The sequence below is a fragment of the Alkalibacterium sp. f15 genome (genome assembly GCF_049389645.1).
GTDB lineage: Bacteria > Bacillota > Bacilli > Lactobacillales > Carnobacteriaceae_A > Alkalibacterium.
On sequence record NZ_CP186540.1, the window covers coordinates 1916650 to 1937919 of the forward strand.

Here is a 21270-nt window from a genome sequence, read left to right on the forward strand (position 1 = left end):
TTACAAGGAGTGAGGGAATTGATAGGTGAAAAGGTAAAAAAATTGTTGATTGAAAGTGAATCGAAATTAGTCAAACCAGCTGAGAAAGTTGCTGTCGTTGGGGTGAAAAATGGCTTAGACCATGCCTTACTGTTGATGACAACGGATAAATACGCTGTCGTACCTGTTTTAGATGCACGTTCAAAAATGCGAGGACTCATATCCATGCCGATCATCATGCAGACCATCATGGACATAGAAGATGTTCATTTTGAAAAATTGGGAGAAATTAAAGTTGGAGAAGTAATGGATACGGATTATCCTGCAGTGACTGAAGACTTTGAATTAGAAGATGTACTGCGTATGCTGGTGAATCACGCATTCATTACAGTCGTTGATGATAAGGGGTTCTTTAAAGGCATTATCACAAGAAGTGAAATACTTAAGGGAACGAATCGTATCGCACATCAATTTGAAAAAATGTATTGTGTAAAAGAAATAGAAATAGAAACAGAAATAGTTGCCCAGTAAAAAATAAAACCACTCTAGCCAGCTCGATTTTCGAGAAGCCGACTAGAGTGGTTTTATTATAGACTGATGGGTTGTAAAACGAACTGTTTTACTCGATTACGCATTGGGTAATTCAAGGGTAGTATTTGGCAAATCGATACCGGATTCTCTTAAAGCATTAACGTATTTTTCATAAAAAGTATTACGCATACCGTACTGAGTGCCAGCTTTTGTGTACATAATGACTTGAGCCGCGAGTTGACCTGGCCCGACTGGAACGAACGAAATTTCTGACGGTTCGATCGTGATTTCTTCAAAATTTAGGATGGCTTCTCTATTGACGTTTTCAAGTGCTTTCCTCACATCTTCAAGATCCGTTGAGGGATAGAGGCGTATTTGAATGAGGACACGCATATCTGAACGTGATTGATTACTTACGATCGTAATCGCACGATTTGGAATGAAATGAGTCGTTCCATCAAAGTCTTTTATTTTAGTTGTTTTTAAATTAACATCTTCCACCGTACCGGTGACGTCACTGATTCTTACCACATCACCCACATCCATTTGTTTCTCAAGCAAAATCATAAAGCCGTTAACAATATCCGATACAAAACCCTGTGCACCGAGTGACAAAGCTAAACCGAGCACACCGGCACTGGCTATCAAAGGTGCTACTTGAAAACCGAGTAATTCAAGAATAGTGTAAACTAGGAAAAAATAAATGACAGCATTAAAAATATTCTTACTTAATTTATATAATGTATTTAATCGATTAGGGACAGTATTTCTCTTATTCATATACCGGGTAAATATCTTTTCGATGACATAACGTCCAACTCGTTTTATGATAAGGAAAATGATCAGCGCGAATACAATTTGTAAAAGGGTAATAATCACTGACCAGGCTATTTCCTGCCATTGAATGGTATCCAATAATTCAGTCAGTAAACTCTTTTGTTCTTCAAGTTTTTCAAGTGCTTCAATTGTTTGATCCATATTGTCTCCTTCAGAATGTTTATTAATAAGCATGGTCAATAACTATTTTACCATGTTTTGGTAAAGATACAATTCATCTATTTAATTTGTCTTTTAAATCATCTTAGTTGCATTTAAAAGACATTAAATGGTAATCTTAATCCATACAGAAAAGAAGGAAGAGGGATAATTATGACAGGTGGAGAAATAGCAGCATTAATAGCAGCAATAGCATTCGCAGTACTTGTTCTAGGCTTAGTTTACGTGTTGTTCAAGGTAGCAAAAATGATATCTGAGTTGAACACGACAGTGGAAGAAGCGAATAAGAGCTTAAGCACTATAACGAAGGATGCAGATTTACTACTTATCGAGGTAGAAGGATTGCTTAACAAGACCAATGTTACTTTGGATGATGTAAATGGCAAATTAGGATTAACAGATCCATTATTCAAAGCCGTTGGAGATTTAGGCGAATCTGTTTCAAGATTAAATAATTCAACAAGTAATTTAACGTCTCATTTAGCAAGTGCTGGGAAAAAAGGTGCTTCAATAGGGATCGCTAAAAAAGTTGGATCGAAAATGAGCAAAGATTAACGTTAACAAAGAGACTAAATAATAGAAAAGCGAGGAAATTAAATGTATAGAGATAATAATAAAGAATGTTTTGTAATAGGAACTTTTGTTGGTGCAGCTGTAGCGGGTTTAACTGCCTTGTTATTGGCTCCAAAATCAGGTAAAGAAGTCCGTGACGATATCAAAGACCATACAGTTAAAACAAAAGAACAGGCAAAAGATTATGTGAATAAAGCAAAAGATAAAGGCTTAGAATTGAAAGATTCTGTTCACCAAGCGAGTTCAGACTATTTAGATAGCGCAACAGCAACATACGAACAGTTAACAAACCAAGTAGGGACCGATCTTGACAAAGCGGGAGAAAATTTAGATAAAATCAAAAAAGAAGCTAAAGAAACTGCCAAAAATGTCAAAGGAAAAATGAATAAAGAAGACAAGGATTTATCAGAAAAAGATCCGACCACACCTTCTGGAACGTCAAAATCCCTAAAATATGATTATGATAAGGATTCATCTGAAGACGAAGAAGATGTCAATTACTTTAATCCTGAAAACAAATAAAGTTTTTTGAATATGTAGGGTGAAGGATGCGGCTAACGTCGTGTCCTTTTTCTTTCTTAAAAGAGAAAAAAAGCCTTTTCACCATATCTATATATAGGTGATATCACGGTGGAGCTTGAGATAAAGGAATCGAGTTTAAAAAAAGAACGTATTCCTAAATCGGAAGTCCTACAGGCGGTTCGCAAACAAAAAAGTAAGGTCGTATTGGAAATGGATGAGATGATATCCGTATTACTTAAAACAAGAAAGTAACGATTAAGAACTAAACACCTTAAAAAAATGGGGTAAAAGTGAATTTAGAAAGAAGGTTACGTATGACAATAAGTTATACAGATGTTTTTAAACTCATTGCGATCAGTGTAGTCAGTTTCATTGCTATTGTTTTTATATTGCGGGCCTCAGGCAAAAGGACCTTGTCGAAGATGAATGCCTTTGATTTCATTGTCACTGTTGCGCTAGGATCAGTTTTAGCCACGACGATCGTCAACTATAAAGAATCTTTTTGGAGCGGTATTTTGACATTCACCATGCTGGTTGGACTTCAGTATGTTTTCACTTGGCTATCTGTTCATTTTAAACCTGTACGTGCGATACTGAATTCAGAGCCTTCCTTATTATTTTACGATGGTGTGTTTAAGGATGAAAATTTAAAAAAAGAACGGGTCAATAAGGTAGAATTAAAGCAGGCAATCAGAAAAGCGGGTTATGTCTCCTTTGATGAAATATCTGCAATCATTTTAGAATCAGACGGCACGTTAACAGTGATGGATAAATCTGATAAAAGACGAATTCAAAAAGAAGAGTTTATATTTATAGATTAGATGAAGGTATGAAAAAATCGAGAACCAGAGGGTGCACATCCCCCTAATTCTCGGTTTTTATTATTCTAATCCTTTATCGGTAGCTCAATAATTTCTTTAGTCGTATGAGTAAAAGGTCGTGCGTTTGATTCACTGACATAAATGCAATCTTCGATGCGTACACCATAGTAATCTTCAATGTAAATGCCTGGTTCTATCGAAAAACACATGTTTTCCCTTATCGCCACATTGACATGAGGTGCTATATTTGGATATTCGTGAACGGATTTCCCTATGCCATGGCCAAGTCTATGAGTGAAATAACTGCCATACCCGGATTCTTCAATATGTGTTCGGGCTATTTTATCGATGTCGCCGGCAAGAATACCCGGTTTAACAAAAGCTTGTGCCTTTTCTTGTGCTTCTTTGACAATGGTGTAAATAGCCTTCGATTTTTCATCTGCTTTACCGTAAACGATCGTTCGAGTCATATCGCTTGTGTACCCCTTATAAACGACGCCTAAATCAAATAACACCCATTCATTTGGCTTGAGCTGACGCTTTCCTGGATTGCCGTGTGGACTTGCGGCATGATCGCCAAACAGGACCATAGTCGGGAAGCTCATTTTTTCTACACTAAATTTTTTGATTTCATATTCAATGCGTGCAACCACTTCTTCTTCAGAGATTCCTGTTTTCAAGTAATCCATACCGATCTTCAGCGCTTTATCTGCCAAAAGACCAGCTTCTTTCATAATATCTAATTCGTTTTGCTGTTTTATTACGCGTAAATCTTGAATCAAAGAGGTACTGTTTATGAAAGTTGCTTTCGGGAATATTTCTTTTAAAGCGTGATAACGTTTAACGATCAATGACTGTTCGTCTATGCCGATCGTTTTGATAATCTCGATATCACCTTTTAATGCTTCTGACAATACAGACCAGGGGGAGATCTCATCTTTATATGATAAAATATGGTCACACTCACTCGCTTCTGAGGCTGACTGTTTTTCGAGTTCAGGAACGATCAACCAAATTTCATCAAGGAAAACGAGGGCGCCAACAACGCGCTCATGTGGCTCACTTTCGAAACCAGTTAAATAAGCTACCGTTAAGGGGTCATCATAATAGAGTAAAGATATTTCTTCTTTTTTCATGCTGTGTTGTAAGTGAGTTAGGACGGACATCATTAAACCTTCTTTCAAGAATTTACATTTAGTCTATCAGAAAAAAAGTTGAGAGTATAGCTTAAGAAAGCCTTTTCTGAAAACAAACAAGAAAATTTCATGAAAACAATAGATAACAATTGAAATTGTAAGCGTAATCTGTTATTCTGTATAAGGTAGAATGCGCTCACAAAATAAAACTATTCTCTCTAGAAGGAGTCAAAAATGGATAAACAAACAATTACAATTTATGATGTTGCACGCGAAGCAGGCGTTTCAATGGCAACTGTTTCACGTGTCGTAAACGGAAACCCGAATGTTAAACCAACCACAAGAAAGAAAGTTTTAGACGTTATTGAACGTTTAGATTATCGTCCGAATGCTGTCGCTCGTGGACTGGCAAGCAAGAAAACAACGACGGTTGGAGTTATTATTCCTGATGTTACGAACCTTTATTTTTCATCATTAGCACGCGGGATCGATGATATTGCCACCATGTACAAATATAATATCATCCTGGCAAACTCTGATAAAAATGAAGAAAAAGAAGTACAAGTACTGAATACACTATTAGCGAAACAAGTAGATGGTGTCATTTTCATGGGTAACAAAATTACAGAAGAATTACGTGCTGAATTTTCTCGTTCACGCACACCTGTTGTCTTAGCAGGTACAGTCGATCCGGATGCACAAGTCGGAAGTGTCAATATCGATTATAAAAAAGCGACAGATGATGCAGTCACCATGCTGATCGAAAATGGTCATAAAAGAATCGGCTTTATTTCTGAAAGCCATGAGGAACCCATTAATGGAATTTACCGATTGAGTGGGTACAAAGATGCTTTGAAAAAAGCGTCATTACCTTTTGAAGAAGACTTAGTTTTACAATCAGAGTACACGTATAAAGTTGGGGAAGCCGTCTATGAGCAACTTGTCAAAGCTGGAGCAACAGCTACAGTTGTTGCGGATGATGAACTAGCTTTAGGTGTATTAAATGCTGCGTTAGACCGTGGCGTGTCAGTGCCAGAGGAGTTTGAAATCATTACCTCAAACAACTCTAAGTTGACATCGATGTCACGCCCACGATTAACAACAATAGAGCAGCCATTGTATGATATTGGTGCGGTAGCGATGCGTCTATTGACTAAATTAATGAACAAAGAAGATATCGACGAGAAAACAATTACTCTACCATACACAATCACATCAAAAGGAACGACTAAATAAAAATTCGAACAGAAAAAGGCCCTTATCGATTGAGATAAGGGCCTTTTTCTGTTCTTTTAACGTTTACTCGTCGTCATCGTCTCCATTACTCGTCGTCATCGTCTCCATTACCGTCGTCAGCCTCTTCGTCAGGCTCAGGCTCCGGATCTTCTTCTTCCTCGGATTCAGACTCTGTTTCTTCTTCATCTTCGACTTCTGTTTCATCTTCAGTTTCTTCCTCGTCATCTTCAGCTTCAGATTCAGATTCTTCTTCCGAATCATCGTCTTCATTTTCGTTTGAAGAACTTCGACCAGACCAGAAGTTTGCCAACTCTTTATCGGTTGCTCCAATGGCAAAATCATAAACAGTTGTCCCAGGGACGTTATCTACTTTAAAGAGCTCAGAATGCGTTGAACCGGAATAATTAATGGTTCTACCACCTGGCATTTTAACTGCTCCAGATTTCATGCCGGTATTTTGAATGACTGATTCTGTAGTTACACCCGATGGAACAGGAAACTCTTCGTTAACTCCAAAAATGTCAGGATTCACTTCATACACAGCACTCATTAATTCTGCCCAGAAGTTACGGTTACGACGGCTTGGGTGAATACCAAAGTCATCGCCTAAGCTATATTCATCATCACCATAGCCGATCCAGGTTCCGAAACTAATACGTGGTGTACTGGCAAGATACCAAATATCTCTTCGGTTCTGTGTCGTACCGGTTTTAGAAATCCAGTCTGCTTCAAAAGGTAAGCTGTCCATGGTTCCACGAGCAGTACCCTCAGTGTGAACATCTCTCAGCATATCGAGTAAAAGATAATTTGAATCTGCTCCCCAAACACGGGTTTCTTCGATTTGATGCTCATATACTATATCACCTTTACTATTCTCAATTCGTTCAATGACGTAAGGTTCGACATGAACACCGTCATTGCCCATAGTAGAAAAGGCACTGATCAAGTCAACTGGGGAAGGCCCAGTTCCTAAACCGCCTAATGCAAAAGAAGCATTATCAAATTCGGAATCGGGGATATCATTAGCAGTTAAACCCATGCGTCTGATGTACTGAGCTGGATCATATTGTTCTTTCAAATCCATCCAAATTTTAGAAGCTGGAATATTTTGAGATACAGTTAATGCCTCTCTGGCCGTCATCCATGTGTTGGTGATTCGGGTAGCATTCGTAATAGGATGATCGACATAACCACCTACAGCTGAACTCCAGTTGGGAACGAAGTATTCAGTATCAGGAATAAGCGTTGCAGGTGTGATCAAATCGTTCTCAATGGCAGGACCGTATACGGCTAAAGGTTTAATGACTGAGCCAGGTTGTCTTTCTCCGTCAAATGCAATGTTATATTGCGATTCATTGTAATCGCGACCTCCAATAAAGCCAATGACACGTCCGGTTTGGTTATCGATCATGGCTCCCGATGTATTTACAGGGACTTCAACAGTTTGCGTTTCGCCGTCATCGTCTTCATACGTATATGAACGGGGATTGCCCAGCTGATCTTTATATTCGGTGGTGACACGTTCTAATACGTCATGAATTTCTTTATCAATGGTTGTGTGTACTTTGTACCCTTGATTTCTCAAAGCATAACGAGCACGTTCCTTGTAATCAGTTCTCAGTTCCGGATTTTCTTCAAGCATTTCATCCGTAATTTCTTCGTCTTGCATAAGTTTTTCTGTGAGTAGATCTTCTGATTGCAGAAGGGCTACATCGTAAACATATGAATTATCATCGGATTCTATGTTTTCCTTGTTGATAAAGTCCTGGGTAATATCATATGCGCGAGCTTCTTCAAATTGAGCTCTTGTAATATGACCTTCACGGTACATCCGGAAGATAACTTCTTTCTGACGCGAGACACTTAACACGTGATTTTCTTTGATTTCACCGTATTGTGTGTAAGGGCTAAAAACGATCGGACGTTGTGGCAGTCCGGCTATGAAGGCAGCTTGTGGAAGTGATACGTCACTCGCTGGCACACCGAAAATTCCTTGTGCGGCTTCTTCAACTCCGGCAATGTTCTGGCCTTTATTGTTACGTCCAAAAGGTGAGACATTCAAATAAGCTTCCAAAATTTCGTCTTTACCCACTTGATTCTCCAAATGATAAGCAAGTAGAATTTCATTCGCTTTACGCTTGTGTGTGGCTTCAGGGGACAAGATTTGCTGTTTGATCAACTGTTGGGTAATAGTTGATCCACCCGTAGAGTTACTTGCATCAGAGAGATCTTGAACGAGAGCACGAGCCACAGCTTTAGGTACGACACCGTCATGTTCAAAAAAGTACTCGTCTTCTGTGGAAACAACAGCATTGATCAACAGTTCAGAGACGCTGTCGATCGGTATAGGGGTACGCAGTAAATCTGAACGGACATCACTAATAAGCGAGCCGTCAGCATAGTACATACTTGACTTTCGAGTATAATCATTGATTTGACCCATCATTTCTTCACGATCAGGAATCTCTGATCCATGAACGAGAGAGGCAAAATAACCGACTGCTGTACCTGCACCGAGCGAACCGGCAATGAGCAATACAATAACGACTAGAATGACTAAAGCTTTAACTACACGGTAAAAGATATCGAAGTAATAGGCAACGGATTGAAAAAGAGATGATTCTTCAGTTTCTTGAGTTTCTTCCGGCTTGGTAGGTTCTTCATTTTCAGATCGTTTCATTTTAGACTCCTTAATAGTGAGTATGGTGATATGACTTGGTATATTATAGCAAAACCGAGATAAAAATAAAATCAAAGGCAAGGCATTCTTATAACTATTTTGGCATTGTGACGAAATTGTTAAGTCAATACACGACAGAATATCTCTCTATGATGAGTTGTTCGCAGAGGAGATAAGTGCTCAGACTGTTTCAGGAAGTGTTTCACCAATTGCTTCCAGGCGATCTACAACGTCTTGTCTACTTAAGTTATGTTCTTCGACATAACGATTCCGAGGATGAATGCGGCACTCATGAGAACAGCCTCTTAAATAGTTGTGTTCATTTTCTTCGGAAGTAATATACTGACGATTACATTCAGGATTGGCACAGTTTACGTAACGTTCACAGGGTTCACCGTCATACCAATCTTTTGCCACAACATTTTTATCGATTTTATTGATATCAACGCTGATGCGTTCGTCGAATACATACATCTTGCCGTCCCATTTCTCGCCTTGGGTCTCAGGATCAGTACCATAGTGATGAATTCCACCATGCAATTGTCCCACATCTTTAAAGCCTTCTTTCATTAACCAGCCTGTAAGTTTTTCACAACGGATACCCCCCGTACAATAAGTCACGACACGTTTATCCATGAATTTTTCTTTGTTTTCTTTTATCCACTCAGGTAAATCTCTAAAAGATTGGATGTCAGGTCGAACAGCGCCTCTGAAATGACCTAAGTCGTATTCATAATCGTTACGGGCATCCAGGACGATTGTGTTTTCGTCTTCCAAAGCTTCTTTCCATTCTATAGGATCCAAGAACTTACCAGTGACCTCACTAGCGTCGTGATCTTCTTCTCCCAATTTCAATGAAACAATTTCCGGTCGGTAACGGACATGCATTTTTTTGAAGGCGTGCTCATTAGCTTCATCTGTCTTGAAATAAATATCCTCAAAACGTTCGTCTGAGCGAACAGCTTCCATATAATGGTCGGTTTGTTCGACCGTTCCTGAACAGGTACCGTTTATTCCTTCTTCTGAAACAAGAATTCGGCCTTTCAAACCAATGTCTTCACACAATTTCATATGTTCATCTCTAAATCTTTCCGGATCTTCAATTTTTACGTATTTATAATAAAGTAGTACACGGTAATCACTCATCGATTTTCCTCCTTGGATACAATTAAAAACTCTTTAGTAATAAGTCTAATCACTTCAAATTATAGTTGTTGACGAGCTAAATTACAAGTAAACGGTACGTGCCTACTTGTGAAAGTTGCACAAGTGAAACATAAGTGTAATCATACTGACATCATTCCATTATTAACAAATGGTATAATTTGTTTTGTTAGGTTAGAGAACATAATAACTTCAAACAGTATATATACTTTTAATCAATTCAATCAAACACTCAATGGAGGGAATAATCTTTGAAAAAGAACATAATTATATCAACATTGACAACTACTATATTATTAAGCACACTTGCTCTTTCCCCCGATGTACTAGCGAATGAGTATGATGATGCTATTCAAGATAACTTAAATTTAATAGAAGAAACTGAAAACAATGTACTTAATTTGGATGGTACCATTCAATCATTAAAAGTTGAAGTCCAAAATACTGAAGAAGAACTAACTGCCATCACCAATGATATTACAGCCAATGAAGATCTTATTACAGAAGTAGTGGAACGATTGGAAAAAGCTCACAAAGAAATGAAAAACTTGCAGGAAGAAATTGTCGAGTTGGAAGTTATTATTGAGAAACGTACTGAACAACTCGAGAAGCAAGCAAGAAAAATTCAAGTGGATGGTCAAACAGCTAATTACATCGAATTTATTATCGATGCAGAATCCTTAGGTGATATCTTGGGTCGCATCGATGTCGTTTCTAATCTTATAGGCTCTAACCGCAAATTGGTTGAAGCCCAAGTAAGAGATAAAGAAGCTGTCATTGAAAAAGAAAGTCAGACCGAAAAGACGATCGTTCAGCAAAATGCATTAGCTGCAGAACTTGAAGGTATTTCAGAAGAACTGGAACAGCAATCGCTAGAAAAAGAAGTTCTGGTTGCTCAACTCGCCTCAGAAAGAGCGACGGCTGAAGGAGATCGCCAACGTTTCTTAGCTGAGAAAGCAGAGGCTGAAAAAGCTGTTGTTGAACTAGTTGTTGCCAGAGAAGAAGCCGCACAAGCAGCTCGTGAAGCACAAGAGAGAAGACGCGCTGAAGCAGCACAGGCAGAGGAAGAAAGACAACGTGAAGCTGAAGTAGCAGAAGCTGAGGCAGAAACAGAAGTTTCCGTTTCATCATCTGAATCAAATCAGACCGCGCAGACAGTTTCGACCGTAACGGTTAACACCGCACAACCAACTGAATCGAGCTCTACTGCTTCAAATAGCAGCATTCAAGCGACAGTATCGTCTAGTGCAACTGTACAATCTTCACCAGAAACGAGCAAGCCAACACCAGCACCAGCACCAGCACCAGCAACAACAAGCAATGGTGTCACATGGGGTCAAATCAGCTCTTATGCAAATAGCGTTTTAGGGACACCATATCTTTATGGGGGATCAACTACAGCCGCATTTGACTGTTCTGGTTTTACAAGTTATGTCTTCAGACAAGCCGGGGTTAGTCTTGCACGTTCTGCTGCCGGACAATATGCATCGTCTCAAAAAGTGTCAAATCCACGTGCAGGAGATTTAGTTTTCTTCTCTGAAAATGGATCGCGTGTGAGTCATGTGGGTATCTATGTTGGTAACGGACAGTTTATCGGTTCACAATCAAGTACCGGTGTTGCATATACCAGCGTTAGTTCTAATTATTGGGGACCTCGTCTAGTTGGATACGGAAGATATTAAGAAAAAAGACTAATTTGAGAAAGACCATTCCATCCTTGAGAGAATTTAATCTTAAGGAAAGAATGGTCTTTTATATTTCATTGGAAAGACAATCGTGTCTAGACGAGTTTCAACCCTAATAGGCTATGTGGTAGAGGATATAAGCTTGTGCGATACCAAGGGAAGGCTCATTAGCATCATTCAAGCAAAACAGTATCTTGAGCGATATTAATTGCAGACGAAATCAACCTAAATATTATTATTCAGTCAAAAAAGCAGTGAGCGTATCCCTGAAATGGAATAGGCTCACCGCTTTTTTGGTAACCGATAGAGTTGTTTTATTTAAACTCTGTCAGCTGTCAGAGCCAAATAGTCATCGATGTCAGTCAGTATTTCGTCGATCGCTGACTGCCAGAAAGTTGATTGTGTCAGATCAACACCAAGATGTTTTTCAGCAAGCTCTTCCGTAGTCATGCTGGCTGTGTCTCTAAGCAGGTTGCGGTAATCTGTTTCAAACGACTTACCTTCCTGTTTCGCTTTAGAGTAGATACCCAAACTAAAGAGGAAGCCGAATGTATAAGGGAAGTTGTAGAAGGAAAGTCCCGTAATGTGGAAATGCAATTTGCTCGCCCAGAAAGTTGGGTGATAAGTATCTAGAGAATCTAAAAAAGCTTCTTTTTGAGCTTCTTCCATGATGGCGCTCAATTGGTCTTCATCAACCAGTCCTTTTTGGCGCGCTTCGTAAAAACGTTTTTCAAACAGGAAGCGACTGTGAATATTCATAAACATAACGGCGGCTCGCGAAATTTTACTGTCCAGTAAAGCGATTTTTTCTTCATCGGATGCAGCGGCTTCGACAGTGGCGTCTGATATGAGCATTTCCGCAAAAGTTGAAGCTGTTTCCGCAACGTTCATTGCATAACTGCGGTTCAGGGCCGGTAAGTCTCTCATGACATGACTATGGTAGGCGTGTCCTAATTCGTGAGCAAGGGTTGAGACGTTGTTGGCACTTCCAGAGAACGTCATGAAAATACGGGATTGCTTACTTTCCGGAAGATTGGAACAGTATGCGCCTGGACGTTTGTCTTCTTTATCCTCAGCTTCGACCCAGCCTTCATCAAACGCACGTTGGGCCATCATTTGCATTTCCTGACTGAAGCTTCCGAAGTGAGTGGTGACAAACGTTTGAGCTTCGGCAAATGAATAGGTTTTTGGCTCGTAATTGCCGATTGAGACCGGTGCAGTGACATCTGCCCAATTCAATTTTTCTTTGCCCATCAAAGCAGCTTTACGATTCAGAAAGTCGACCAATTTGGGTTTGTTTTCAGTGATCGTATCCCACATGGTATTCAACGTTTCTTTCTGCATACGGTTATATTCTAGTGGTGGATTTAAAAAATCTTTTTCGTCTCTTAAATCGTACGTTTGAAGTCTGAAACCAGCGAGATGGTTAAGTGTATCAGCAAATAAAGGTGCTTTTTCTTTCCAGGCTTTTTCCCAATCACCAAGCAGCTGCTGTCTGACCGCTGGATCTTCAGAACCCGTTAATTTATTGGCTGCCTGTCCAGCTGAAAGATAAGTGGTTTTTCCGTCCTCTTCGTAAGGAACGTTCACACTGTTGACGATGGTCTGATACGTATTACCAAAACCGTTCAAGCCGTCAAGTGATAATTTTTGAATGATCTTCTCTTCTTTTTCTGATAATAATTTCTGACCTTCTTCTCTTTTTTCTTCTAAAGGAAAGGCACTCGTTTGGAAAGGTTCTGTGGAAACAAGGGTGTCCCATACCTTTTCCGGAACGTCTTTCAATTTTTTCATAAAGAGTGTTTCAACGGCGCTCATTTGACTACCTACCGCACTGAGTTGATTAACGACTTTGGCAGCTTGCGAGTCTTTAGTGTTTGCTGAAAACAAACCACGTGCAAAGGTGCCTGCTTCAGACAAACCATTGCCGATTTTTTCTCTATTTTCTAGAAATGAAGCCAGAGCGCTGAATGCTGGAGAATCCTCTTTAGGATCCCATTCCTGGATTTGAGTCAATATTTCTTCAATCAAGGTATCCAGTTCTTTGATATGTACTTGTAAAGTTTCTGAATGACTTCCCCCTTCAAAAACGCTATCCATGTTCCAATTTTGTGATGTTGTCATTGTTTTATCTCTCCCCTTAAAAATAGACTGATTTTATTGTATCGTTTTTTCCTTTTCAAATCCAGGAACATCAGTTAGAATAGATGTATTGACTAAATGAGGGGTAATCAAATGAATAAAAAAGCAAGACCTGCAGACAATATTTATTTACTACTAGCTTTTGGAATGATGGCACTCCTTTTTTACAGCACATCCATGGGTTATGAAGATCAAAACGTTCAGCCTTTTCTCCATCAATGGCTCGAAGGCGAACCCTTGAGAGGACTCCTGGAAAGAGTCGAATTCATGTATGCTGGCAGCGAAATCAGCATTGCCGCAAACGGGTACATAGGCTTTTTGGAATTTTTCATCAGAAAAGGGGCACACTTTGTTGCATACTTTTTACTGGGCTTATTCTGGTTCTTAGGCTTGAGAAATCGTGTGAACCAACCCTGGCTGACCGTGCTGATCGCTTTACTCTTGACAGCGGGGTATGCGTCGTTTGATGAGCTGAGACAGGCTTTCCATCCTAACCGTACAGCTTTGATGGAAGACGTGATGCTGGATACCGCTGGAGCGATAGTCGGAATCGCCACCGCTTTCTTCACCAAACCCCAAGGCAGACGAAGAAAGAAAGTGAGATTCAAATCTTAGTTTAAAGGGTAGAAGAAAAAGGATTATTGACTGGAGTGGGTTGTAAGCGAGCCCACTCTTTTCAGTAGTGTTGATATGAACAAGATTTTTGGTATAATAATAAAGGAAAACGTAAATCAAATTCAGGAAAGAGGAATTATGATGGCAGGACATTCAAAGTGGAACAACATAAAACAGCGTAAAGGCGCTCAAGATGCTAAGCGTAGTGGTGTATTCCAGAAATTATCTAAAGAAATATATAAAGCAGCAAAAGACGGCGGAGCAGATGTGGAAATGAATGCAGCACTGCGTATGGCTGTTGATAAAGCAAAAGCCAGCAACATGCCGAATGACAATATCGATCGGGCCATAAAACGCGCAACGGAAGCGGGCCAGGGAGCCAACTATGATGAAGTGGTCTATGAAGGCTACGGGCCAAACGGTATTGCCATACTCGTCCACACTCTGACAGATAACCTGAACCGTACCAATACCAACATATATATTGCCTTTGATCGCAATGGTGGTTCTTTGGGCGAAAAAGGATCAGTCAGTTACATGTTTGACCGTAAAGGCTACATCGCGATTGACCGCGAAGGACTGGATGTCGACGAAGACACGATGTTGATGCATGTGCTGGAAGCCGGCGGAGAAGAACTGGAAACGTCAGACGAAGTATTTGAAATCTACACCGAAGCAACAGATTTCACAGCAGTGAGAGATGCAATGAAAGAAGCTGGATTTAAACTGGACCAGGCGGAATTGATGATGGTTCCCCAAACCATTTTACCTCTACCAGAAGATAAAACCGGTATATTTGAACAACTGATCGATGCGTTGGAAGATGACGACGATGTCAGTGAAGTTTATCATAACGCTGAACTATAAAAATTCACGTTTAATACAGAGTCATTAATTGAATACTTAAGAAAGTGACCTCTAGCGAGTAGATAAAAAATATCTATTTTGCTAGAGGTTTTTTCGTGAGCAAAAAAATAAATGCACAATATAATAAGTAGTGAAAAAAATTAGCTTAGAAAGGGAGGATGTGATGGATACAGAATCATTCGCGATACATTTACTCACTATAGCAGATTCTTATCGAACAAGTGATATTCATATATTGCCTGAGCAGAAACATTATGATGTCTATTTCCGTCTCAACGGTCAGATGGAGAAACAATACTATCTGGATCGCGATGAAGGGACACGGCTCATTTCGTATTTTAAATTTTTATCGAATATGGACGTGGGAGAAAGACGACGACCTCAAAGCGGGTCAACGACATTTACTTTGAGTGAGAAAGCGATCGACTGCCGTTTTTCAACCATCAGCAACTACCAGGCACAGGAATCGCTCGTAATTCGGTTGCTCAAGCAAAAAGATGAAGAATCCTTTATCCCAGGGACTTTTTTTGCACATGAGTGGGGTAAGCTGGAGAAACTCGTTCAGGCGAAATCGGGATTGCTATTATTTTCCGGGCCGGTCGATTCTGGGAAAACGACAACGATGTATCACTTGATCAAGAACCGTATGCAGGGAGAAAAACAGCAGGTCATTACCGTTGAGGATCCTGTAGAAATAGAAGAAAGTAGCTTTCTGCAAACGCAGGTCAATGAAACTGCCGGTGTAACTTATGAACATCTGCTTAAATCAAGTTTGCGGCATCACCCTGACGTTATCATTGTCGGGGAGATACGCGATGAAGAGACGGCCAAAATGGTGATGAGAGGAGCGCTGACGGGACATTTGATTGTCGCTTCTATCCATGCTAAAAATGCCGAAGGTGTCTTATCGCGAATGATGGAACTGGGAGTTGGGTTACCTTTATTGAAACAGACACTGATCGGTGTCGCTTTTCAAACGTTATTACCCCTGTATTGTCCGCTATGTGATGCAAATTGTCAGACGTACTGTACGCATTATAATAGGGGCGAAAAACGGGTCGCTCTATTTGAAGTCATGACCGCTAAAGAACTCAGTTTAATGGTAGAAAAAGATACTCATGCACACCCAACGGTAGAACCGATCACCAGAGAATTTAATCATTTATTGAAAAAGGTGTTTGTTAATGGCTATATTACCGAAAAAACATACCAGCGTTATTTCATTCCTAACGCATAAGCAGACCATCCGCCAGGGCCAATTCTTAAAGAGATGTGGTCGCTTGCTCCTCGATGGTTTTTCTCTGCAGGAAGCGCTGCTTTTCCTGGAAACGATCGTGGATGCAAAATCCAAGCAGATGGTTCAGATCATTCATAAAGAAGTGAGTCAAGGCACTCTGTTTTCAGAAGCGTTGAAAAAAGCCGGATTTCCTGATGAGGTATGCGCCCAGCTTTATTTTTCACTTTATCACGGGCAGTTAGCTGAAACGGCCATCAATGCAGGAAGTCAATTACTGAAACGAGCAGAAAAGAAGAAAAGAATAATAACTCTCTTGCATTATCCGGTTATCCTGCTCTTTTTTGTCACGCTCATGCTTTTAGCGATGCGGTTTATATTGATCCCGCATATCAGCGAGTTGACAGCTGTGCAGGACAACCAGCTCGATTTAGGCACTCGTTTCATTGTGGCAGGTGTTTATCATGCGCCGACGATCTTGATCGTCAGTGGGATTTTATGTGCATTAAGCTTGAAACTTCTAGTCTACAAAGGAAAGACGATGACCCCGCTTGCAAGACTGATGTGGATTACCCGCTGGTCGAAGTCATCATTGTTCCAATTATACTGGAGTCAATTTTTTTCAAGTGAATGGGGGTTTTTACTCAAAGGAAACAGCAGTTTATTCGAAGTGGTGACGATCATGAAACAAAATACACTGTCACCCTTGATTACAGAAGTGGGTGAATATATAGAAAAAGAAATGAAACAGGGTAAATCCTTTCACGTCAGCTTACAGAAACTGAATTTCCTTAAGCAGGAAGTGATGCTCGTGGTGAAACAAGGCGAGCAATCAGGACATTTAGGACAGGAGCTGGAGATGTATGCCAGAAGCTGTGAAGAAGAATTTGACGAAAACATAGACCAGCTGATGAACTGGATTCAACCCATGATTTTTATTTTTGTAGCCATCATCATTGTAGCGATCTATGCGGCCTTGTTGTTGCCAACTTTTAGTGCACTACAAACTTTTTAAGAAAAGAGGAAAAAACATGAAACAGTTAAACACATGGATGAAGAGAGAAGACGGGTTCACTTTAATTGAAATGTCCTTGGTATTGTTCATCATCTCAGCACTCTTGCTGCTTTTCGTACCCAATATAGCTAATAGACAGGAGGGTGCAAACAAAACTAGTGATGAAGCGATCGTTACCGTTCTGCAGTCCCAAGCCGACATGTACACGATGGACAGAAAGGTTGCGCCAGCCACATTTAAAGATATGGAAACAAAAAATTATTTGACACCGAAACAATCCGAAAAAGCTGAGAAAGATTTTAATTTAGAAGCTGGCATAGTAACACGGAAAACAGCTGCTCCTGATTAGAGTGGAAAAAGATGATTGCTTATAAACATCTAAAACAAGACAAAGGCTTCACACTGATTGAAGTCCTGCTGGTTTTGTCGCTCGTTTCCCTGCTTGCGACATTTCCAGTTCTGCATTTTGCCCAGATAAAAAAAGAAACAGAAACGCAATTGTTTTTTGAGTCATTACGCTCCAGCATCACCTTGATTCAAAGCGAAGCCATTGTGAATAACCACTGGACGATGATGGAGGTTCGTCCGACCAACCGGCTGATCCGCTTTCGAGTGACGGGAGCAGGCAATTCAAAGCATCCTAGCAATCACATTTTGTATCTACCAGAATCTATCTCAGTAGTAGGGATAATGAGAGATTATTCTTTCTCAAGCGGATCAGGAAACTTGGGAAACATTAACGTGATACACTTCAACACGATCCACGGAAGAGTCAGCGTGAGTTTTCAGATGGGAAGTGGCCGATTTGTCATTGAATAAAAAGAAGGAACAGGGTTTTGTGATGATGGAAAGCATAGTGAGCCTCAGTATACTGGCGCTTTTCATAGGAGTCGTTTTACCGTTTTGCCTTGAGCTGCTAACCATAAGAGAACAGGCAAAAGTGGAGATCGAATTGAGTCGTTTCTTATATGACAGTGCCTTATTTTATGATATGACTGATCCGAAAAACGAGTATTTCTCATCCGGTAGAGCGACAGCTAACAGCGTTGCAACCAGTAAAAGCATTCACCTTTACGTTGAGGATGAAGAGGTCAGAAGCGTCAGCTTTTTGTCAGCAGAATGGTGAGTAACATCAAAAGGCAGGAGCAGGGATTTTCATTGTTAGAAGTGATCATTACCTTGAGCATAGTGAGCAGCTGCGTCCTGCTGTTTTCGTTTGCCATATCCCAAATAGGATCTACTCGAGCAGCGGTCAAGGATGATTGTCAAATCGAATGGCATTTGTTTGTCAATCAATTAGAGTATGAATTGACTGGAAGCGAGGGTGTGAGAACGAGTAGAGATAAATTAACATTTGAAAAGTTTGACATTGAAGAACAGAAAATGAAAACCATTAGTTATGAACGCTATTACAAAATCATCAGACGTCAGGTAGGTTCGTTGGGGCATCAGCCGATACTTTTGGAAGTATCCTCGATCAATTTTTCACTTGTTGAAGAGACATTAGATATAGCTGTTGTGTTCAATAATGGGGAATCATATAGTGCTAAGTTTCGAGTGCGAGAGAATGAAGAGAGGAGGAAATGATGGTCAACAAAATCAGTCAATATGACGAGGGGAGCATACTGCTTTCCACGTTTCATTTACTCCTTTTCATTTCATTCTTGATCATCTCACTCACAGCGATACTGCAGCATCAAATGATGCAGCTTCAGCAAATAAGTCAATCGTACGAAGCCAAAGCGCTGATCGAAGTAAGTGAAGCATTCCTTCGAGAAAGGCTGGAATGGGAGGACGTTGAAACGGGAACACTTTATTTCGATGAGGGCAGAGTCGATGTATTAAAAGAGACCGACACACTGTATACATTCGTTGCGACAATGCCTAACCATTACACGAGTAAACGAACGATCGAGATTTCAGCTATTGAAGATTTGGAGGAACTGGAAATTCTAGAGTTAGACGAAGAAGGCATCAGCGAGGACGCTAATGTTGAACCAGTCAGTCTAGAAATACCTGATTTTCCGGAAGAGGAAAAAATAGAATGAGTCTTGGAATTAAAAACAGTTGAAGAGTATCTGCTTGATAGCAGAATGGATCAGTGAGAGACTGGATAACTAAAGAGCGCCGTCTAATGGTTGGGGAAAACCACATCTAGACAGCGCCCTTTCTTTACAGAAGTTTGTAATCATACATAAGAAATGCCCTACGTTTATTTTTTTATCCCACTTTGCTATAATGAGAAAGGAATGTTCGTTAAATATGAACAGAATGGAATTCAAATCATAGAATAGGGTGTTTAGATGTCACGAGTAGAAATTATTCAGCAAACGATGAAAAATCAGAAGGTCGAAGCATTATTGATAACCAGTCCATATAATCTTAGATATGCATCTGGATTTACAGGAAGTACCGGGTTGAGTATCGTCACTCAGGATAAAGCTTATTTCGTTACTGATTTCAGGTATACCGAACAGGCAGCGGAACAAGCTGTTGGATTTGAGATCATAAAAAATACAGGACCCATATACGATGAAGTGGAAACGATCGTAGAAAAAGAAGCTATAAAGGTATTGAGTTTTGAAAAAGATTTCGTGACCTATTCTACCTTTGAAAAAATAAATGATTTGTTGGCTTGTGAATTAGAACCAAGCAGCGGCTTGTTGGAATCTCTTCGAGAAATCAAAGATGAAAAAGAAATAGCAACGATTCAGCAGGCGATAAAAATTACAGAGTATGCGTTTGAAGAGATACTCTGTTACATCAAACCGGGTGTGACTGAAATAGAAGTAGCCAACAAACTTGATTTCTTGATGCGTGAAAAAGGAGCCACGGGTGTCTCGTTTGATACCATCGTTGCCAGTGGAAAACGTTCAGCCATGCCGCATGGCGTAGCGAGTGATAAAAAAATCGAACAAGGTGACATGATCACCATCGACTTTGGCTGTTACTATAAAGGATACGTTTCCGATATGACACGCACCATCTCTTTAGGTGACCCAGGCGAAGAATTGAAAAAAATCCACCAAATCGTTTTGGATGCGCACCTAAAAGTGAATGAACAAGCAAAAGCTGGCGTTACAGGGAAAGAATTGGATGCAGTAGCAAGAGATTACATCACTGAAAAAGGTTACGGTGAAGCCTTTGGACACTCTACCGGGCATGGCATTGGCCTGGAAGTGCACGAAACTCCTGGGATCAGTTACCGTAATGAGAAACCGTTAGTGGAAGGGAATGTTATCACGAATGAACCGGGTATTTATATTCCAGGTTTAGGTGGTGTAAGAATCGAAGATGACCTCGTTATTACGAAAGACGGCAGCCGTAACCTCATGAGTGTAACCAAAAAATTGATTCAACTTTAACAGAGAAAATTAAAGGGGAAAAACTTCCTTTGAAAATAGGTTTTCATAAATAATCGTGATACAATGGGTGTAACAAGACTCAATAACTTTCACAGCGTTACATGAGCGGTAATTAGGAGGAAATTGAATGATATCTACAAGTGATTTGAAAACAGGATTAACGATCGAATATGATAACGGTATTTGGCGTGTAGTGGAATTTCAACATGTTAAACCGGGCAAAGGTGCTGCCTTTGTGCGCTCAAAATTAAAAAATCTGCGTACAGGTGCTTTGCAGGAGAAAACATTTAGAGCTGGGGAAAAATTTGAGTTAGCTCTTATCGAAACAAAATCAATGCAATATTTGTATGATAATAATGGTAATCACGTTTTCATGGATACAGACACGTATGAACAACTTGAAATTCCTGGTGAACGTATCGAAGATGAGTTGAAATACATGAAAGAAAACATGCTGGTCAGCATAATGATGTATGGCAGTGAAATTATAGGCGTCGAAGTTCCTAAAAAAGTGGAACTTAAAGTCGTAGAGACTGAACCTGGCATTCGTGGCGATACATCGGGTGGTGGATCAAAATCGGCGACACTTGAAACAGGTGTAGTTGTGACGGTTCCCTTATTTGTTAATAAAGATGATGTTCTTATTATCAACACAGATGAAGGAACATATGCCTCGCGTGCCTAATTAAATCATTACTGAATCATTTTA

The 21270-nt window shown here is 40.0% G+C and carries 22 protein-coding genes; 17 read left to right on the forward strand and 5 right to left on the reverse strand.

The genetic code is table 11. The features are described from left to right. Positions 1-18 precede the first annotated feature (18 nt). Complete coding sequence (gene cbpB / locus ACO1PF_RS09290; protein ID WP_423188774.1) at positions 19-510, forward strand: cyclic-di-AMP-binding protein CbpB; 492 nt, start codon at positions 19-21, stop codon at positions 508-510. A 96-nt stretch (positions 511-606) separates the two neighbouring features. Here the strand turns inward: cbpB and ACO1PF_RS09295 are convergent, their stop codons facing one another. Further along, positions 607-1488 carry a mechanosensitive ion channel family protein gene (locus ACO1PF_RS09295; RefSeq protein WP_423188775.1) on the reverse strand — a complete coding sequence of 294 codons (882 nt, stop codon included), beginning with the start codon at positions 1486-1488 and terminating at the stop codon, positions 607-609. A gap of 171 nt (positions 1489-1659) precedes the next feature. Between ACO1PF_RS09295 and ACO1PF_RS09300 the strand changes: the two genes are divergently transcribed. From ACO1PF_RS09300 to ACO1PF_RS09310, 3 genes are all read left to right on the forward strand, one after another. Next, a complete protein-coding gene (locus tag ACO1PF_RS09300; RefSeq protein WP_423188776.1) occupies positions 1660-2061 on the forward strand; it encodes a DUF948 domain-containing protein in 402 nt (133 codons plus the stop codon). 42 nt (positions 2062-2103) lie between these two features. Then, positions 2104-2601, forward strand: coding sequence for a YtxH domain-containing protein (locus ACO1PF_RS09305; RefSeq protein ID WP_423188777.1), 498 nt, complete (start codon positions 2104-2106; stop codon positions 2599-2601). A 314-nt stretch (positions 2602-2915) separates the two neighbouring features. Further along, the gene (locus ACO1PF_RS09310) at positions 2916-3422 is read left to right on the forward strand and encodes a DUF421 domain-containing protein (protein ID WP_423188778.1); all 507 of its coding nucleotides are present in this window, start codon (positions 2916-2918) and stop codon (positions 3420-3422) included. A 65-nt stretch (positions 3423-3487) separates the two neighbouring features. Here the strand turns inward: ACO1PF_RS09310 and ACO1PF_RS09315 are convergent, their stop codons facing one another. Beyond that, positions 3488-4588, reverse strand: coding sequence for a M24 family metallopeptidase (locus ACO1PF_RS09315; RefSeq protein WP_423188779.1), 1101 nt, complete (start codon positions 4586-4588; stop codon positions 3488-3490). Between the two features lie 204 nt (positions 4589-4792). Between ACO1PF_RS09315 and ccpA the strand changes: the two genes are divergently transcribed. Further along, complete coding sequence (ccpA, locus tag ACO1PF_RS09320; protein ID WP_423188780.1) at positions 4793-5794, forward strand: catabolite control protein A; 1002 nt, start codon at positions 4793-4795, stop codon at positions 5792-5794. A gap of 85 nt (positions 5795-5879) precedes the next feature. On the opposite strand, the gene ACO1PF_RS09325 is transcribed toward ccpA, so the two are convergent. Both ACO1PF_RS09325 and ACO1PF_RS09330 read right to left on the reverse strand, forming a co-directional pair. After that, the gene (locus ACO1PF_RS09325; protein ID WP_423188781.1) at positions 5880-8474 is read right to left on the reverse strand and encodes a transglycosylase domain-containing protein; all 2595 of its coding nucleotides are present in this window, start codon (positions 8472-8474) and stop codon (positions 5880-5882) included. A gap of 180 nt (positions 8475-8654) precedes the next feature. Continuing rightward, entirely contained in the window at positions 8655-9620 is a 966-nt protein-coding gene (locus ACO1PF_RS09330) for a rhodanese-related sulfurtransferase (protein ID WP_423188782.1), read from the reverse strand. Between the two features lie 269 nt (positions 9621-9889). On the opposite strand from ACO1PF_RS09330, the gene ACO1PF_RS09335 reads away from it, so the two are divergent. Continuing rightward, a complete protein-coding gene (locus ACO1PF_RS09335) occupies positions 9890-11320 on the forward strand; it encodes an NlpC/P60 family protein (RefSeq protein ID WP_423188783.1) in 1431 nt (476 codons plus the stop codon). Between the two features lie 321 nt (positions 11321-11641). Here the strand turns inward: ACO1PF_RS09335 and ACO1PF_RS09340 are convergent, their stop codons facing one another. Further along, positions 11642-13447: a M3 family oligoendopeptidase gene (locus tag ACO1PF_RS09340; RefSeq protein WP_423188784.1), complete on the reverse strand. Its 1806-nt coding sequence runs from the start codon at positions 13445-13447 to the stop codon at positions 11642-11644. 111 nt (positions 13448-13558) lie between these two features. On the opposite strand from ACO1PF_RS09340, the gene ACO1PF_RS09345 reads away from it, so the two are divergent. The 11 genes from ACO1PF_RS09345 to efp all read left to right on the forward strand — a co-directional run bounded on the left by ACO1PF_RS09345 (position 13559) and on the right by efp (position 21246). Next, positions 13559-14080, forward strand: a complete 522-nt coding sequence (locus ACO1PF_RS09345; protein ID WP_423188785.1) for a VanZ family protein — start codon at positions 13559-13561, stop codon at positions 14078-14080. 141 nt (positions 14081-14221) lie between these two features. Beyond that, complete coding sequence (locus tag ACO1PF_RS09350) at positions 14222-14947, forward strand: YebC/PmpR family DNA-binding transcriptional regulator (protein ID WP_423190539.1); 726 nt, start codon at positions 14222-14224, stop codon at positions 14945-14947. A 163-nt stretch (positions 14948-15110) separates the two neighbouring features. After that, on the forward strand, positions 15111-16184 hold the full coding sequence (comGA, locus tag ACO1PF_RS09355; protein ID WP_423188786.1) for a competence type IV pilus ATPase ComGA: 1074 nt from the start codon (positions 15111-15113) through the stop codon (positions 16182-16184). Next, positions 16132-17196 carry a competence type IV pilus assembly protein ComGB gene (comGB, locus tag ACO1PF_RS09360; RefSeq protein WP_423188787.1) on the forward strand — a complete coding sequence of 355 codons (1065 nt, stop codon included), beginning with the start codon at positions 16132-16134 and terminating at the stop codon, positions 17194-17196. Before comGA ends, comGB begins: the two co-directional genes overlap by 53 nt. Before the next feature lie 16 nt (positions 17197-17212). Continuing rightward, the gene (comGC, locus tag ACO1PF_RS09365; protein WP_423188788.1) at positions 17213-17545 is read left to right on the forward strand and encodes a competence type IV pilus major pilin ComGC; all 333 of its coding nucleotides are present in this window, start codon (positions 17213-17215) and stop codon (positions 17543-17545) included. Positions 17546-17556: 11 nt separating this feature from the next. Beyond that, the gene (gene comGD / locus ACO1PF_RS09370; protein WP_423188789.1) at positions 17557-18015 is read left to right on the forward strand and encodes a competence type IV pilus minor pilin ComGD; all 459 of its coding nucleotides are present in this window, start codon (positions 17557-17559) and stop codon (positions 18013-18015) included. Further along, positions 18002-18322 carry a type II secretion system protein gene (locus ACO1PF_RS09375; protein WP_423188790.1) on the forward strand — a complete coding sequence of 107 codons (321 nt, stop codon included), beginning with the start codon at positions 18002-18004 and terminating at the stop codon, positions 18320-18322. The genes comGD and ACO1PF_RS09375 overlap by 14 nt, the downstream gene beginning before the upstream one ends. Continuing rightward, positions 18316-18783, forward strand: a complete 468-nt coding sequence (comGF, locus tag ACO1PF_RS09380; RefSeq protein ID WP_423188791.1) for a competence type IV pilus minor pilin ComGF — start codon at positions 18316-18318, stop codon at positions 18781-18783. Before ACO1PF_RS09375 ends, comGF begins: the two co-directional genes overlap by 7 nt. Continuing rightward, positions 18780-19244, forward strand: a complete 465-nt coding sequence (locus ACO1PF_RS09385; protein ID WP_423188792.1) for a hypothetical protein — start codon at positions 18780-18782, stop codon at positions 19242-19244. Before comGF ends, ACO1PF_RS09385 begins: the two co-directional genes overlap by 4 nt. Before the next feature lie 255 nt (positions 19245-19499). After that, the gene (locus tag ACO1PF_RS09390) at positions 19500-20561 is read left to right on the forward strand and encodes a M24 family metallopeptidase (RefSeq protein WP_423188793.1); all 1062 of its coding nucleotides are present in this window, start codon (positions 19500-19502) and stop codon (positions 20559-20561) included. Positions 20562-20688: 127 nt separating this feature from the next. After that, positions 20689-21246, forward strand: a complete 558-nt coding sequence (efp, locus tag ACO1PF_RS09395) for an elongation factor P (RefSeq protein WP_423188794.1) — start codon at positions 20689-20691, stop codon at positions 21244-21246. Positions 21247-21270: the final 24 nt, after the last annotated feature.